Here is a 14685-nt window from a genome sequence, read left to right as displayed (position 1 = left end):
GTCCTGGAGACGCGCGTGGACACCGTTACTTCCTCCCCCGACCACCATCCCGACCCGGATGCCGAACTGCGCGACCTGCTTCGCACGCTCGGCGAACGGCACGGTTCCGGCATTCGCGCACTCGAGGCGTTGACGGCGCAGACGGCGCTGGGCGCGGACGAGATGCGCGAGCGGCTCGCCTCGCAGTTCCGGATGAAGCCGATCGGGATACGCGAGCTGAACCGCCTGGAGCCGGATTTCGAGCTGGTGCCGTTCGTCGAGGCGACGGCGCGCCTCTGCGTGTGCCTGCGCGATCCCGAGCGCGGCGTGCTGCTGTTCGCGATCGCCGATCCGCTCGATGCCCGCACGCGCGGCTGGGTCGAGCACCGGATGCGTGCGCATCCGGCGCTGCCGTACGGCTGGGCGCTCGCGAGCGCGGGCGACCTGGGTGCCTATCTCGCCGTGCGCGAGAAGGACATCCGCGCGATGGATTCGCTCGCGTTCGACGATCCGATCCAGAGTGCGCCCGATCCGGCGTCGCTCGCGTTGACGCTGCAGGGCATCAGTAGCGACGACAGCCCGGTGGTGCGCCTGCTCAATTCGACGATCTACGACGCGCTCAAGATGCTGGCGAGCGACATTCACCTCGAATGCCGCGCGAACGGATTGATGATCAAGTGCCGGGTCGACGGCGTGCTGACGGTGGTGGGGCGCGTGGAGGGCCGCGACGTCGCGGACCAGGTGCTGTCGCGTGTGAAGGTGATTTCCGAGCTCGATATCGCGGAGCGCCGCATTCCGCAGGACGGGCGCTTCAAGGCGATGTATGCCGGACGCGAGATCGATTTTCGCGTGTCGATCATGCCGAACCAGTTCGGCGAGGACGCGGTGTTGCGGATTCTCGACCGCTACCAGCTGTCCCAGTCCGCAGGCGGCCTGACGCTCGAGGCGCTGGGATTCCAGCCCGGCGACACGCGCTTCATGAGGTCGATCGCGTCGATGCCGTACGGGATGCTGCTCGTCACGGGCCCGACCGGCAGCGGCAAGACCACGACGCTTTACGCGATCCTCACTGAAATCAACAACGGACTCGAGAAGATCGTGACCATCGAGGATCCGGTCGAGTACCAACTGGGCGAGATCCTGCAGATTCCGGTCAACGAGGCGAAGGGCCTGACGTTCGCGCGCGGATTGCGCTCGATCCTGCGGCACGATCCGGACAAGATCATGGTCGGCGAAATCCGCGATCCCGAAACCGCGCAGATTGCCGTGCAGGCCGCACTGACCGGCCACCAGGTGTTCACCACCGTGCACGCGAACAACGTGTTCGACGTGATCGGCCGGTTCACGAACATGGAGGTCGATCCGTACAGCTTCGTGTCGGCGCTCAACGGCGTGATCGCGCAGCGGCTGCTGCGTCAGTGCTGCCCGGACTGCCTCGCCGAGGACACGGCGGACCCGGATGCGCTCGCGCGCTCGGGCATCGACCCGGACACGGCCGGCAGCTACCTGTTTCGCCGCGGTACCGGGTGTGCGATGTGCCGCGGCAGTGGCTATCGCGGCCGGCGTGCGATCGCGGAGGCATTGCGCATGAACGACGAACTGCGGCAACTGCTGTCGGAGCGCGCGCCGCTCGGGCATATCAAGGCGGCGGCGCTGCGCTACGGCATGACGACGTTGCGGGCGTCGGCGATCGACCTGGTGAGGCGGGGCGAAACGACGCTCGAGGAGATCAATCGTGTCACCATGGTCGAATAATCCGCTTGCGATCGGCGTCGGAACGCGCGAGATCGTCGTCGGCATCCGCCCACCCGCACTGTGGCGGCCGGGCCGGCGCGGGTTCGTCGCCGATCCGCTGAGCGTCGTCATTCCCGACGAATGCTTCGGGATCGAGACGGCGGTGCTCGATGCCCTGCGTGCAGCGCTTGCCGCGACGCCCGGTAGCGACGGCGGCGCGAAGCGGCCGCAAGCGCGCGGCGCGCACATCGTGCTCGACGATTTCTGGTGTTGCCACGCGATCCTGCGCGGCGACTTCCGCGCGCTGCACGCACGCGAACTCGAGGAAATCGCCCTCGCGCATTTCTCTGACACGTATGGGGTCGCCGCCGAGTCGCTGGTCACGCGCTTCTGCGTGCGGCAGGGCGGCCGTGCGCTCTTTGCCAGTGCGCTGCCGCGCACGCTGTACGACGGCATTCACGAGACGGGCGCAGCCGGCGATGTCCGCATCCGCTGTCTGCGCGCAGGGCTTCCGGAGACGCTGAATCGGGTCGCGGTGAAGATCGACGGCGATGCAATGCTGCTCGTCGTTGGCGAAGCGTTGCTGCAGGCGGTCATGATCGAGCGTGGCGAGTGGGCCGCGTACGATGCGCAGCGCCTCTTTCCGGGCGAGTCCGGCGATGCGTCGCGGCTTGCCGAGCTCGCCGAGCAACTGTTCGAGCGCTCGGCGACGCGCTCGGGCCTGAAGCGCGACGACTGCCACGTCTATCTGTCCGGCGTCGACACGGACGCCGCGCCGTTCGAGGCACGCTTTGCCGCGGCCGTCCTGCCGGACCGCGCGGCGCTCGATGGTTCGCCTGCGCGCCGGTTGCTGGAGTACGCGTCATGATCCGCACGCTCGACATCGATTTTTGCCGGCGCCGCGCCCGCATCGGCACGAGCGGCGCGATCCTGCTCGGCGTCGCCGTGTTGGTGTGGGGCGTGTGCGCCGTCCGGCTCTGGCACGCGTATGCGGAAAATGATCGCGTCAGGGAGAGCCTGGCGGTCGTCCAGCATCGCACGTTCGCGCAGCAACACGTCACGAAGCCGCCGCCGACCGCGGCCGCCCGGCTGGCGGAAAAGCAGAGCCAGGCCGTGCTGGGCGAATTGACCGTGCCGTGGCAGACGCTCTTCTCGATCGTCGAGGACTATCCGGGCCATGACGTCGCACTGATCGGCATCGACCAGAACCCGTCACAGGGCCAGATTCGCATCACGGCCGAAGCGAAGGACCCGGACGCGATGATCGCGTACCTGAAGTACTTGCAGACGAGCGTCGTGCTGCGCGAGGCGACGCTCAACGGTCATCTCGTCGAGGACAACGTGGCGGGCAAGCCGGTGCGTTTCCAGATCACGGCCGTCTGGAGGAAATCATGAAAGCCGATCGTTTGGCGGACCGCCTGCTCACGCTTCGCTTCGAGTGGCGACGCGCATTCGGTCTGCCGGGGCTCGCCGGGATGCTGATGCTCGGCGCCGCAGCCATCACGTATGCGGCGATCGCCAGCGTGGAGTCCGACACGCGCGCGATGCAGGCGCCAGCCGGTGTGGTGCGGGCCGCACGCAGCCATCGTCCGGCCGACACGCCCGGCGCGGCGGCGGACGCGACGACGCTCGATACGTTGCCGGGGCTCTTTCCGCGTTTTTCGCAAAGCGCGGACGACATCGCGTCGATCTTCGAGCAGGCGCGCGACAGCCATCTGACGCTCGGGTCCGCCGAGTATCAGGTGACGACCGAGCCGGGTGCGCGCTTCGCGCGCTACCAGGTGCTGCTGCCCGTGAAGGATGAATACGGCGCGATCCGGCATTTTCTCGCATCGGTGCTGAATAACGTGCCGAACGCGGCGCTGCAGGAAATCCACGTCGAGCGTCCGGCCGTGGGCAGCAGCATGCTCGACGCGCGGGTGCGTTTCGAGCTCGTCTATCGGAGCGCCCAGCCATGATCTCCGCCGTCATGAAGCCCGCTTCGCGCAATCGGCTCGTACTCGCGCTGGGATGCCTCGTCGTCGCCGGCACCGGATATCGCGTGCTGGTGGCGGCGATGCAGCAACCGGCGCCGGCGCCGGCGGCTGCAAGCGTCGTCGTCCATCGCGATGGTGCGCGCGCGGCGCCCGCGCCGGCACGCGCGCGTGTCGCGGCTGCCGCTCATGCCGCGGCGCCTGCGCCCGCGTCGCATGATGCGGCGGCGACCCCGCGGGAAAAGCTCGCCGCATTGCGTGCGCCCGTGTCCGTCGAAGCGGCACACGATCCCTTCACGGCGTCGTCATGGCTGCCGCCGCCGCCCGTCGTGCCGCCGCCGCCCGAAACGCGTCCGGCGCCGCCGACCGCGCCGCCGGTGCCGTTCGTCTATCTCGGCCAACAGGATGCCAAGTCAGCGAAGCCTCACGTGTTTCTCGGCAACGGAGATCAGTTGCTGATCGTTTCTCCGGGCGACGTGATCGACAGCCAGTATCGCGTCGACTCGGTGTCCGAGTCGAACGTGGTGATCACCTATCTGCCGCTGAACCAGACCCAGATGGTGCCCATTCCAGTGGAAGGAAAGTAAATGGAAACCATACATACACGGGGTGCGCGCCGCAATGGGGAAGGCGGCCGGTCGACACGCCTTTGCTCCGCCCCCCCGGCCGATGCGCGACCGGCGCCGGCGAGCCGGTGCGCGACGAAACGCGCGCTGGCGATCGCCGTGGCGCTGCTCGCATGCGGCGGCTGTGCGCATGTGCCGAACGTTCACGACGATCCGACCAACGCGCAGGTGAAGATCGACGCATTGCACGACCGCAACGAAGCAGTCGACGAGCTGCTCGACAACGCGGAGGCGTTTCGCCAGAAGAACGAGTTCGACGACGCGGCGCGCTCGGTCTACATGGCGAAGCAACTCGATCCGACCAGCGAGCGCGCGCGCCGGATCGGCACGATGATCGAGCAGGACCGCAAGCATCTTGCGATCCTGCAGGAAGCGGACCGCATGATGAAGCGCGGTTCGTACGCGCAGGCAGCCGAACGCGTGCATCGCGTGCTGGTCGAGGATCCGGCCAATACGATGGCGACGCGGATGCAGGCGGAACTCGACGAAAAGCGCCGCCAGCAACACGCGGAGCGCGACGACAAGCTCGCGGCGTCATCGATCATGCGCACGCCGGTGTCGCTGCAATTCCGCGACGCGAACGTGCGGATGGTGTTCGAGGCGTTGTCGCGGACGTCCGGGCTGAATGTCATTTTCGATCGCGACGTGCGCGCAGACCTGAAGACGACGATCTTCGTGCAGAACGCGTCGTTGCAGGACACGGTCGACATGATCCTGTTGCAGAACCAGCTCGACAAGAAGCAGATGAACGCGAACACGCTGTTCATCTATCCGGCGACGCCGGCCAAGGAGCTCGAATACCAGGAGCTCAAGGTGCGTACGTTCCAGTTGTCGAACGTCGACGCGAAGCAGATCCAGTCGCTGCTGAAGAGCCTGTTGAAGGTGAAGGAGGCCGTGATCGACGAGCGCGCGAACACGGTGACGATCCGCGGCACGCCGGACATGATCAAGGTGGCCGACGAGATGATTGCCGCCCAGGACTTGCCGCAGCCGGAGGTGATGCTCGAGGTCGAGGTGCTGGAGGTATCGCACGACCGGATGTCGCAGTTGGGTATCAACTGGCCCAATTCGTTTACGGTGTCGACGCCGAGCTCGGCCGATACATGGGGGGTGCTGCACCATCTGCCGATCAATGCGCTGAACGTCAGCAGCCTGTCGGCCACCGCGGACTTCAAGCTGACCGATACCGACGCGAATCTGCTCGCGAGTCCGCGCATCCGCGCGCGCAACAAGGAGAAGGCGCGCATCATGATCGGCGACAAGGTGCCCGTGATTTCCAGCTCGAGCACGCCGAGCACCAGTGGCCCGTCGTTTACGCAGATGATCCAGTACCTCGACGTGGGCATCAAGCTCGAGGTCGAGCCGGAGGTCTATCGCGACGGCGACGTCGGCATCAAGCTGAATCTTGAAGTCAGCAACATCACCAACACGATCTCGAGCGGCAACTCGCAGGGGCTGAGCTCGCTCGCGTATCAGATCGGTACGCGCAGCGCGTCGACCAGCCTGCGGCTGCGGGACGGCGAAACGCAGATCATGGGTGGCCTGATTTCGGACGAGGACCGCCGCAACGCGAACAAGGTGCCGGGTCTCGGCCAGTTGCCGGTGCTCGGCCGCCTGTTCTCGGATCACGGCGGCGATCACAAGAAGACCGAGATCGTGCTGCAGATCACGCCGCATATCGTTCGGCCGCAAGTTGCGGCGGATGCGGACACGCAGGAAGTGTGGTCGGGCACCGACGTCAACGTGCACGCCGATCAGCTGCTTGTCGATCGGATCAATGACCTGTTGATGAAAGGTAACCTCGTGATCTTGTTACGCATTGTCGAATGCGTGCCCCTTGAGCGCCTTGAGCGCGGCGACGTGTCGTCGCCATCATTTTAAGGCCGGTTTCCGTCACCCTCTTTCTTAACGGGGTCGATCGTCGCGATGGTTTCGGGTTTCAAGTTCAGCCTGGTCGCCGGGCAACATGATCATTTGTTCACTTTGGTGTGATCGGTGACCATTGACTCTCCTGAGCTTTTGGGGGGTTGCGTATGTGTTTTGTTTTCCGCCAGGGTCCCGGCCTGCATGTCGAACTGGTTGGACGTACCCACAAATCCGGCGATCTGCGGGTCTGTCCATTGCGTCCTTGCGCAGGGGCGGACCAGCGGGGAGTGAAAAGCAATGCCAAACCGCCCAAATTGTTTATGAATGTCATGTGATTTCTCCAGACCAATGAAAACAAATCGATCATCGCCCTCGGTCCACGACTGAAGGTTCTGCGCCAATCCAACTCACCAATTTCCGCCGTGATCAAGTAGGGTCACGAAAAAAACGCCTCTGTCACCGTGCTGAATGCGAAGATATGGACATCTGTCTATGTTCATCAAATGGCTCCCCAAGGTTCTCGGTTGTCTTGGGATATAGGGAACCGTGCGCGGTTTACTGTTCGGTGTGACGGGCGTGATGCCCAGCCTTCTCGCGCCGCAGCTGTTGATCCAGCCGGGCGACGGGCAATGAAGTGGCGCCCGCAGCGGGCACCACCGTGACGCCGGTTGCGTCGCCGGCACCGGCCGAGCCGGCTGCCGCGGCGGCCGCCGCGCCGGCGGCGCCACCCCCGACGCTGCAGATGCCGGCGGGCGATATCCCGAGCGAAAACCCGCTTCGCCCGGTCGGGAAGTGAGCCGTGGCCGCCCGCAACGCAGCGACGCGCGTCGGCCGCATCGGCCGGCGCGGCTTCACGTTGATCGAGATGGTCATCACGCTCGCGCTCGTGTCGATCCTCGCGCTCGCGATCATGCCGTTTTCCGAACTGATCGTGCAGCGTCAGAAGGAGCAGGAGCTGAGCGCCGCGTTGCGTGAGATCCGCACTGCGCTCGATGCGTACAAGGACGCGTGCGATGCGGGGCAGATCGACAAGGAGGCGGAAGCGTCCGGCTATCCGCCGTCGCTGACCGTGCTGGTGACGGGCGTGAAGAACGCCCGCGACCCGAAGGGCGGCCTGGTGATGTTCCTGCGCCGGGTGCCGCGCGATCCGTTCTTCACCGGCGATCCCGATACGCCCGCCGAGGACACCTGGGACGTGCGCGCGTACGGCACGCCGCCGGACCCGGCGGCCGACGCGGCCCCCGCCGGCATGGAGGCCGGCAAGGACGTGTTCGACGTGACCTCGAAATCCGCCCGCGTCGGCATCAACGGCATTCCGTACAAACAATGGTGACGGTTCATCATGAAACCCGCTCGCATGCGCAGGATCCGCGGCTTTACGCTGATCGAAATCGTGGTCGTGATGGCCATCATCGGGCTGCTTCTGACGTTGGCCGTGCCGCGCTACATGCACAGCATCGAGCGCGGCAAGGAACAGGTGCGGCGGCAGAACCTCGCGGTGATGCGCAATGCGATCGACCAGTATTACGGTGACAACGGGCAATACCCCGAGACGCTCGACGAACTGGTCGCGAAGCACTATTTGCGTGCGGTGCCGGTCGATCCGGTGAATGGCGACGACAAATGGGCGACGATCGCATCGCCGGACGAGACCCAGCAGGGCGTCTACGACGTGGGGCCCGCGAGCAGTGCGCAAGGCGCGCCGCCGGCTGTGGCGGGACCGGCGGGCGCGGGCGGAGCGGCGAAATGAGCCGGTCCGGCCGCGCCGCGGGGATCGCACGCACGCGTGCGATGCATGCCCGCCTGCGCGGCGGGCGGCAGCGCGGGCTCGTGCTGCTCGCGCTGCTGATCGCGCTGATGCTGATGTCGATCGCGCTGGCCGGCGCGCTCGATGTCTGGTCGCTGCAGCGGCGCCGCGAACAGGAGCGGCAATTGCTGTTCGTCGGCGACCAGTACCGGAGGTCCATTATCGGGTACTACCGTCTCGCGCGCGCGTACCCGCAAACGGTCGACGACCTGCTGGACGATACCCGCTTCGCGAAGCCCATGCATCATCTGCGCCGCGCGTATCCGGATCCGGTCAGCGGCAAGAACGACTGGTCGTTCCTGTGGCGGGCCGACCGGTTCTACGGCGTATCCAGCAGCTCGGATGGCGCGACGATCAAGCGCGCGGGATTCCCGCAGCGCTATCTGGACTTCGAGGGCGTCGAAACCTATCGGCAATGGAAGTTCCTGTACCTCGCACCGGGGCTGGCCGCGCCGGTCGACGCAGCGTCGGCGGCCGTGCCGGCGCGGCCGGCCAGTGCGCCGAGCCTGTCCGGGTTTCCGGGCGGCTCGCTGCCCGGACAGCTGCCGGGCGGCCTGCATTGACGCGTGTTCGGCAACGCGCGACGCCGACCGCGCGCAAAAAAAAGCGCGACGCCCGCAATGGGCATCGCGCATAAACCGGCGTGGAGCGCCGACGAATGAAACGTGACGAAGAAGCGAGGCGCAGCGCGCCCCGATGGACCGGTCAGGCCTTCGCGAGCTTGATGCTGGTCGGCTCGGCCGTCAGGTAGCCGACGCTTGCGCCGAAGCGGTCCTTGAAGTTCGCGCGCACGAGCGGATCGAGCGTCGGCTTGACCTTGTCGTGCAGCGGCGACTCCCAGTCGCCCGCGTGCTGGAAGTTGCTCATGATGTAGGTCCAGCCGTTGATCTCGTCGACCGCGTGCAGGCCCGTCGATTCGGCGCCGGCCGGGCACGACAGCACGCGCGTGAGCGCTTTCGTGTCGACGTTGTACGCCCACAGGAAGTTGTTCACGTGCATGCCCGAGTCTTCGCCGATGAAGAGCGTGCGCAGCTTCTCGGAGAACTTCAGGTTGTCGGGGTTCGCGATCTTGTCCGGGTTCGCGAGGTTGCCGAGCGCATCGGCCGCGGCGAGGTCCTCGCCGACGAGCGCGGCCGGTGCGCCCATGTCGACCGGCACCCACTCGCTGTCGATCGCGCCGCCCGACGTGTCGCGCTGGCCGGCCTTCAGGTTCAGCGCGTAGACGGCGCCCGCGGCGATCTTCTTGTCCACCGCGACGTCGCGCGACACCGCATTGCCCTTGACCATCGACGTCTCGATCCGCGACATCGCCGTGTAGACGATCTTGTCCTTCGCGTCGACCGTCGTGCCTTCGAGCTTCGTGAACGCCATGCTGCCGCCGATCAGCGCCGCATAGCGGTGCGTCTCGAGGAACGCGGCCGCCTTTTCCATCCCGGGCTTCACGCGCATCCAGTTGAACTTGCCGCCGAAGTGGATCTTCGTGTAGCTCGCGTCGTTCGGGTCGGTCGTCGTCAGGTCCATGATGTCCGACGCCTTCAGCGTGTTCGCGAGCGTCTCGATCTCGTTGCTCGTCGCGTGGCCGATCTTGAGCCACGTGAGCGTCGCGCTACCTGCGCCGGCCGACGACGTCTGCGTCCACTTCGCGACGAACAGCGTGCCGGCCGACAGGTCGGCGGCCTTGTCGGCGACGAACATGAACAGGCCGCCGTTGGTGGCGTCGTCACCCATCATCACGGTGCGCTGGTCCGGCATCACCTGGATCAGCTCGTGCGAGATGCGGCCGAGGCAGTAGTGCTTCTTCACCGTGCCCGTGCCGTCCGGGTTCACCGTGATCTCCGGCAGATGACCGTAGTGGTAGGGGTTCGCCTTCGTCTCGTCGCCGAACGTGTTCTTGCTGAATGCCTTGAACTGCGCGTCGGTCGCGGCCTTCGTCGCGTCCGGCTCGTATTCCTCGCTCGACAGGTGCGTGCCCCACGGCGACAGGCTCGCGCCGCAGGTGATCCACAGGCCGTGCGCCTTCGACGTGTCGACGTTGTGGTACTTGACGACCTTCAGCGCGCCGCTCGCCGGATCCTGGTCGAGCGTGAGCACCGCGATCGGCGACGGCAGCTGGCCGTACTGCGACGCGCTCGCCTGGTCGCGCGTCGTGTATTCGAACTGCACGACCGCGAACACCGTGTTGCCCTTCACGCCGGCCACGTTCGCGTTCTTCAGCGTCAGCAGCGAGCTGCCGTCCGGGCAGTCGGAATAGAACTGGCGCTCCTTGCCGGCCACCGAGCGGTCGATGATCGGCTGGTTGTTGATGTCGTAGTAGCCGCCCGCGAGCGTCGTGCCGCCCTTGCCGTCCGGCACCAGGTCGCCCGTCACGAAGAACGGCCGGTACGCGAGCTTGAAGTTGCGCGACGAGCCGTCGGAGAACGACACCGCCAGCGTGGAGCCGACCGTCGTCGTGGCCATCGCGGCCGCGTTGTCGAGCGTGGGCGCGGCCATCGCCGAGAACGCCGCCGACGTGAATGCAGCGGCGGCAGGCGTTGCCGCCGGATTGTCGTCGCCGCCGCAGCCCGTCAGCAGTGCCGGCAGCGCGAGGCCGGAGAGCGGCAGCATGGGCGCGCCGGCGAGAATCTTCAGGGCTTGACGACGGGAAGCATTGGGCAACGCGGGCATGTGGAGTCCAGTTTCGGTTGTTGGAAGAATGGCCTTCGCGAAGCAGGCGATCGGCAAGCTTCGTGAAGGCATATTGAAAACTGGACGGAAGTGTAGGGATGCTAGATGAAAGTTTTTTGAATTGAAACCGTAATGATGCGTCGGGCATCCGTCAGGTGTAGTGCCGGACGCCCGTCGCAGGATCGATCGTGCCAGGTCGTGTTCAGTCGCGTTCGGGCGTCGCCGAGATGCGATGGATCGACAGGTCGGCGCCGTCGAATTCGGCTTCGCGATCGAGGCGCAGGCCGACGGTCGCCTTCAGCGCGCCGTACACGAGCGCGCCGCCCGCGGTGGCGATCACGATGCCGCCGAGCGTGCCGATGAGCTGCGACATGAACGACACGCCGCCAAGGCCGCCGAGCGCGGGCACGCCGAACACGCCGGCCGCGAGGCCGCCGAGCGCGCCGCACATGCCGTGCAGCGGCCACACGCCGAGCACGTCGTCGATGCGCCACTTGTTCTGCACGCAGGTGAACATCGCGACGAACAGCGCGCCGGCCGCGGCACCCGTGACGAGCGCGCCGATCGGGGGCATCACGTCGGAACCCGCGCAGACTGCGACGAGGCCTGCGAGCGGGCCGTTGTACGTGAAGCCGGGATCGTTGCGGCCCGCCATCCACGCGGCGAGCGTGCCGCCGACCATCGCCATCAGCGAGTTCACGGCGACGAGGCCGCTGATCTTGTCGAGGGTCTGCGCGCTCATCACGTTGAAGCCGAACCAGCCGACCGCGAGCACCCACGCGCCGAGTGCGAGGAACGGGATGTTCGACGGCGGATGCGCGGCGATCCGGCCGTCCTTCGCATAGCGGCCGTGGCGCGCGCCGAGCAGCAGCACGGCCGGCAGCGCGACCCAGCCGCCGAATGCGTGCACGACGACCGAGCCCGCGAAATCGTGGAACGGCGCGCCGAATGCATGCGTGAGCCAGTCCTGCACGCCGAAGCGGTCGTTCCATGCGATCCCTTCGAAGAACGGATAGATGAAGCCGACGATGATCAGCGTCGCGACCAACTGCGGGTTGAATTTCGCGCGTTCCGCGATGCCGCCGGACACGATCGCCGGGATCGCCGCCGCGAACGTCAGCAGGAAGAAGAAGCGCACGAGTGCGTAGCCGCTGTGCTGCGACAGCGTGCCGATGTCGTCGAAGAACTCGACGCCGTACGCGATCGTGTAGCCGATGAAGAAGTACGCGAGGGTCGACACCGAGAAGTCGACCAGGATCTTCACGAGCGCGTTGACCTGGTTCTTCTTGCGGACCGTGCCGAGTTCGAGGAATGCAAAGCCCGCGTGCATCGCGAGCACCATGACGGCGCCGATCAACAGGAACAGTGTATCGACGCCGGATTTCAGACCATCCATGCCGTGGCTTCCTTGCGCAAAAATCGGGCAAGGAACGCAAGTATCGAGCCAACTTGGGGAGCGATTGCGTGGAATTGGTGCGGAGGGCCGTGCGGTGCGGCATTCCGGTGAAACGTGCACGGTTGCGGGGCAGGCCGTGCGCGGCCGGGGTGTTGCAGCCGGTGCACGCGCGTGGTGCGAAGCGTGCGGGACTGGTGCGTGCGATGCGCGGCGTGGTGCGCCGCGATGCACCGGTCTGGCGCGTCAGCGGCGCGCGAACAGCATGCGCGGCCGGCGCAGCCGCAGCGCGCACGCCGACCAGTACGTGGCGACGGTCGCGAGCCCGAGCGCGGCGAACGCGAGCGCCGCGAAGCCCGCAAGCGACTGGCCGTCGCCGTCGGCGCCGAGGATGCCTTGCGCGACGATCAGCGCGGCCGTCCAGAAGCCGATCACCGCCTGGGCGAGCAGGCGCGCGCACGCGACACGGCGCGGGCGCCCGGCCGCGCGCAGGCGCGATGCGGACGGTGAGCGCAGACACAGGAGCAGGGTGGTGGCGAGCACGGCGGCCAGCGCGATGAACCAGTCGATGAGGAAAGCCATGAATACGCGGGAAGCGGGTGGAGCAGATTGAATCCTGTCCACTTTAGTGTCGCCACGCCTGCGATTGAATCAGACGAATCCGAAATTGAAAGGCATTTTTAATCGCGAGTCGTCAGTGGCCAGGTTCCGCAGGCGGTATCATCGACGTCGGTCCAACCATTCAGGCCGTGCGACGCGCGGCCGGAGATTGCTGATGAAGATGAATACTTGGCGGGCACGTGGCGTGCCCGGGGCCGTGCTGGCGGCCGCGACCGTCGGTGCGGTGCTGTTGCTCGCGGGCTGCGAGAAATCCGGCGCGCCGGCCACGCAACCCGATACGGCCGCGAGCGCGGCTGCCGACGCCGCGAGCAATGCGGCCAAGGCGCTCGACCAGGTGGCGAGCACCGTCAACCAGCAGATCAATGCCGCGAAGGCCGGCATCGCGACGGCGGCATCGGCCGTGCCGCCGCTGTCCGCGAGCGGTCTCGCGTCCGCCGCGCAGGCGCAGATCGATGCGGCTGCATCCGCGGTGGTCGCGCATGCAGCGTCCGAAGCCGGCGCGAAGATCTCGGAGGCCGGCAAGAAGCTCCAGCAGTGGAGCCAGCAGAATGCCGCCGGCGCGAAGCCCGCCAGCGGCGAGTGACGGCGCGCTTGCGCAATCCGCTAAATGTAATTATAGTGGTTACACATTGTCGCCGGCTGCGGTTCGGGCCGGCGTCGCCGAGTGAGTGAGGAATGAATACCAGCAGCCGGTTCGCGTTTGCCGTTCACGTGCTTGCCTTGCTGTCGATGCAGGAAGGCGTGCCGCTGTCGTCCGACATCATCGCGGGCAGCGTGAACACGAATCCGGCGCTGATCCGCCGGCTGCTGTCGATGCTGGCGGCCGCGGGGCTGACCACGTCGCAGCTCGGCGCGGGTGGCGGCGCGCTGCTCGCGCGGGAGCCCGGCGAGATCACGCTGCTCGACGTGTATCGCGCGGTCGACGATGCGCAGCTGTTCGCGTTGCACCGCGAGGCGCCGAATCCGGCGTGCCTCGTCGGGCGGCACATCCAGGGCGTGCTGATCGACTATATCGGCGATGCGCAGCGCGCGATGGAAGCGTCGCTTGCCACGCGCACGCTCGCCGACGTCACGGCGGACGTGCTCGAATCGGAGCACCGCAGCCGGCCGGCAGGAAGCGCGGGCGCATGAGCGCAGGCAACGGATGGCGCAGGGCAGGAGGCCGGGCGGCGCGCAGGCGCGGCGACCGGCACGACGGAGTTCGGCTCCGTTTTTTTTCGGTCTTATATGTAATCGTAGTAGTTACTTTTTATTTGTGGAGAATCGACATGACGCAACCTACCTTGAACATCGCACTCTTCGGCGCCACCGGCATGATCGGCTCGCGCATCGCCGCGGAAGCCGCGCGCCGCGGCCATCGCGTGACGGCGCTGTCGCGCCATCCCGGCACGGCCGATGACGGCATCACCGCGAAGGCGGCCGACCTGTTCGACGCGGCCAGCATCGCGGCCGCGCTGCCGGGTCACGATGTCGTCGCCAGCGCGTACGGCCCGAAGCAGGACGATGTCGCGAAGGTCGTCGCGGCGGCGAAGGCGCTGGTGGCCGGCGCGCGTCAGGCCGGCGTGAAGCGGCTCGTCGTCGTGGGCGGCGCCGGTTCGCTCGAAGTCGCGCCGGGCAAGCAGCTCGTCGATACCGAAGGTTTCCCGGACGCGTACAAGGCGGTCGCGCTTGCGCACCGTGATGCGCTCGGCTATCTGGAAACGGTCGAGGATCTCGACTGGACGTTCTTCGCACCGGCCGCACTGATCGCGCCGGGCGAGCGCACGGGCACGTTCCGCACCGGCGTCGGCAAGCTGATCGCGGATGCGCAGGGCAACAGCAAGATCTCGGTGGAAGACTACGCGGTCGCGTTCGTCGACGCGCTCGAGCAACACAGCTTTGTGCGCGAGATCGCGACGGTCGCGTATTGAGCGGCATCACGGCCGGCGGCGCGCCAGCGCGGGCATTCGCCGCGCGCGGTGCGCGGGGCGTGACGGGCAGTGACTTCAGGCGATTCCACCTCGACGGGCGGAATCGCCTGTT

17 protein-coding genes are annotated in these 14685 nt (G+C 66.8%); 12 read left to right on the top strand and 5 right to left on the bottom strand.

Annotation, left to right across the window (positions count from 1 at the left end; translation table 11 throughout):
- The first annotated feature begins 15 nt into the window (after positions 1–15).
- The 6 genes from GEM_RS11430 to GEM_RS11405 are packed head-to-tail and all read left to right on the top strand — an operon-like array spanning position 16 to position 6193.
- Positions 16–1734 carry a GspE/PulE family protein gene (locus GEM_RS11430; RefSeq protein WP_014897565.1) on the top strand — a complete coding sequence of 573 codons (1719 nt, stop codon included), beginning with the start codon at positions 16–18 and terminating at the stop codon, positions 1732–1734.
- Positions 1715–2581 (top strand): hypothetical protein, encoded by an 867-nt coding sequence (locus GEM_RS11425; protein WP_014897564.1) that lies wholly within the window; start codon positions 1715–1717, stop codon positions 2579–2581. Before GEM_RS11430 ends, GEM_RS11425 begins: the two co-directional genes overlap by 20 nt.
- Positions 2578–3108, top strand: a complete 531-nt coding sequence (locus tag GEM_RS11420; RefSeq protein WP_014897563.1) for a membrane protein — start codon at positions 2578–2580, stop codon at positions 3106–3108. The genes GEM_RS11425 and GEM_RS11420 overlap by 4 nt, the downstream gene beginning before the upstream one ends.
- Positions 3105–3671, top strand: coding sequence for a hypothetical protein (locus tag GEM_RS11415; protein ID WP_014897562.1), 567 nt, complete (start codon positions 3105–3107; stop codon positions 3669–3671). Before GEM_RS11420 ends, GEM_RS11415 begins: the two co-directional genes overlap by 4 nt.
- Positions 3668–4273, top strand: a complete 606-nt coding sequence (locus GEM_RS11410; RefSeq protein ID WP_014897561.1) for a hypothetical protein — start codon at positions 3668–3670, stop codon at positions 4271–4273. Before GEM_RS11415 ends, GEM_RS11410 begins: the two co-directional genes overlap by 4 nt.
- Complete coding sequence (locus tag GEM_RS11405) at positions 4274–6193, top strand: type IV pilus secretin PilQ (RefSeq protein ID WP_014897560.1); 1920 nt, start codon at positions 4274–4276, stop codon at positions 6191–6193.
- An 89-nt stretch (positions 6194–6282) separates the two neighbouring features.
- Here the strand turns inward: GEM_RS11405 and GEM_RS32225 are convergent, their stop codons facing one another.
- Positions 6283–6579, bottom strand: a complete 297-nt coding sequence (locus GEM_RS32225) for a DUF4142 domain-containing protein (protein ID WP_272148345.1) — start codon at positions 6577–6579, stop codon at positions 6283–6285.
- Positions 6580–6733: 154 nt separating this feature from the next.
- Entirely contained in the window at positions 6734–7051 is a 318-nt protein-coding gene (locus GEM_RS31815; RefSeq protein ID WP_187293248.1) for a hypothetical protein, read from the bottom strand.
- Here GEM_RS31815 and GEM_RS11395 point away from each other — a divergent pair.
- Genes GEM_RS11395 through GEM_RS11385 form a run of 3 tightly spaced genes read left to right on the top strand, consistent with a single transcriptional unit; the run spans position 7044 to position 8548 of the window.
- On the top strand, positions 7044–7511 hold the full coding sequence (locus GEM_RS11395) for a general secretion pathway protein GspG (RefSeq protein ID WP_272148382.1): 468 nt from the start codon (positions 7044–7046) through the stop codon (positions 7509–7511). The two genes, GEM_RS31815 and GEM_RS11395, sit on opposite strands and share 8 nt — an antisense overlap.
- Positions 7512–7520: 9 nt before the next feature.
- The gene (locus tag GEM_RS11390) at positions 7521–7928 is read left to right on the top strand and encodes a type IV pilin protein (protein WP_014897558.1); all 408 of its coding nucleotides are present in this window, start codon (positions 7521–7523) and stop codon (positions 7926–7928) included.
- Positions 7925–8548, top strand: coding sequence for a type II secretion system protein (locus GEM_RS11385; RefSeq protein ID WP_014897557.1), 624 nt, complete (start codon positions 7925–7927; stop codon positions 8546–8548). Before GEM_RS11390 ends, GEM_RS11385 begins: the two co-directional genes overlap by 4 nt.
- Before the next feature lie 142 nt (positions 8549–8690).
- Here GEM_RS11385 and GEM_RS11380 read toward each other — a convergent pair whose 3' ends face one another.
- The 3 genes from GEM_RS11380 to GEM_RS11370 all read right to left on the bottom strand — a co-directional run bounded on the left by GEM_RS11380 (position 8691) and on the right by GEM_RS11370 (position 12624).
- Positions 8691–10649 (bottom strand): PhoX family protein, encoded by a 1959-nt coding sequence (locus GEM_RS11380; RefSeq protein WP_014897556.1) that lies wholly within the window; start codon positions 10647–10649, stop codon positions 8691–8693.
- Between the two features lie 202 nt (positions 10650–10851).
- A complete protein-coding gene (locus GEM_RS11375; RefSeq protein WP_014897555.1) occupies positions 10852–12045 on the bottom strand; it encodes an ammonium transporter in 1194 nt (397 codons plus the stop codon).
- Between the two features lie 243 nt (positions 12046–12288).
- The gene (locus GEM_RS11370; RefSeq protein WP_014897554.1) at positions 12289–12624 is read right to left on the bottom strand and encodes a hypothetical protein; all 336 of its coding nucleotides are present in this window, start codon (positions 12622–12624) and stop codon (positions 12289–12291) included.
- 193 nt (positions 12625–12817) lie between these two features.
- Here GEM_RS11370 and GEM_RS11365 point away from each other — a divergent pair, with 193 nt between their 5' ends.
- The 3 genes from GEM_RS11365 (at position 12818) to GEM_RS11355 (ending at position 14573) form a co-directional block, all read left to right on the top strand.
- The gene (locus tag GEM_RS11365; RefSeq protein ID WP_014897553.1) at positions 12818–13246 is read left to right on the top strand and encodes a hypothetical protein; all 429 of its coding nucleotides are present in this window, start codon (positions 12818–12820) and stop codon (positions 13244–13246) included.
- 92 nt (positions 13247–13338) lie between these two features.
- Entirely contained in the window at positions 13339–13794 is a 456-nt protein-coding gene (locus tag GEM_RS11360) for an Rrf2 family transcriptional regulator (protein WP_014897552.1), read from the top strand.
- 137 nt (positions 13795–13931) lie between these two features.
- Positions 13932–14573, top strand: a complete 642-nt coding sequence (locus GEM_RS11355) for an NAD(P)-dependent oxidoreductase (protein WP_014897551.1) — start codon at positions 13932–13934, stop codon at positions 14571–14573.
- Positions 14574–14685: the final 112 nt, after the last annotated feature.

The organism is Burkholderia cepacia GG4, assembly GCF_000292915.1.
GTDB classification, from domain to species: Bacteria; Pseudomonadota; Gammaproteobacteria; order Burkholderiales; family Burkholderiaceae; genus Burkholderia; species Burkholderia cepacia_D.
This window is presented reverse-complemented; position numbering and strand designations above follow the sequence as displayed.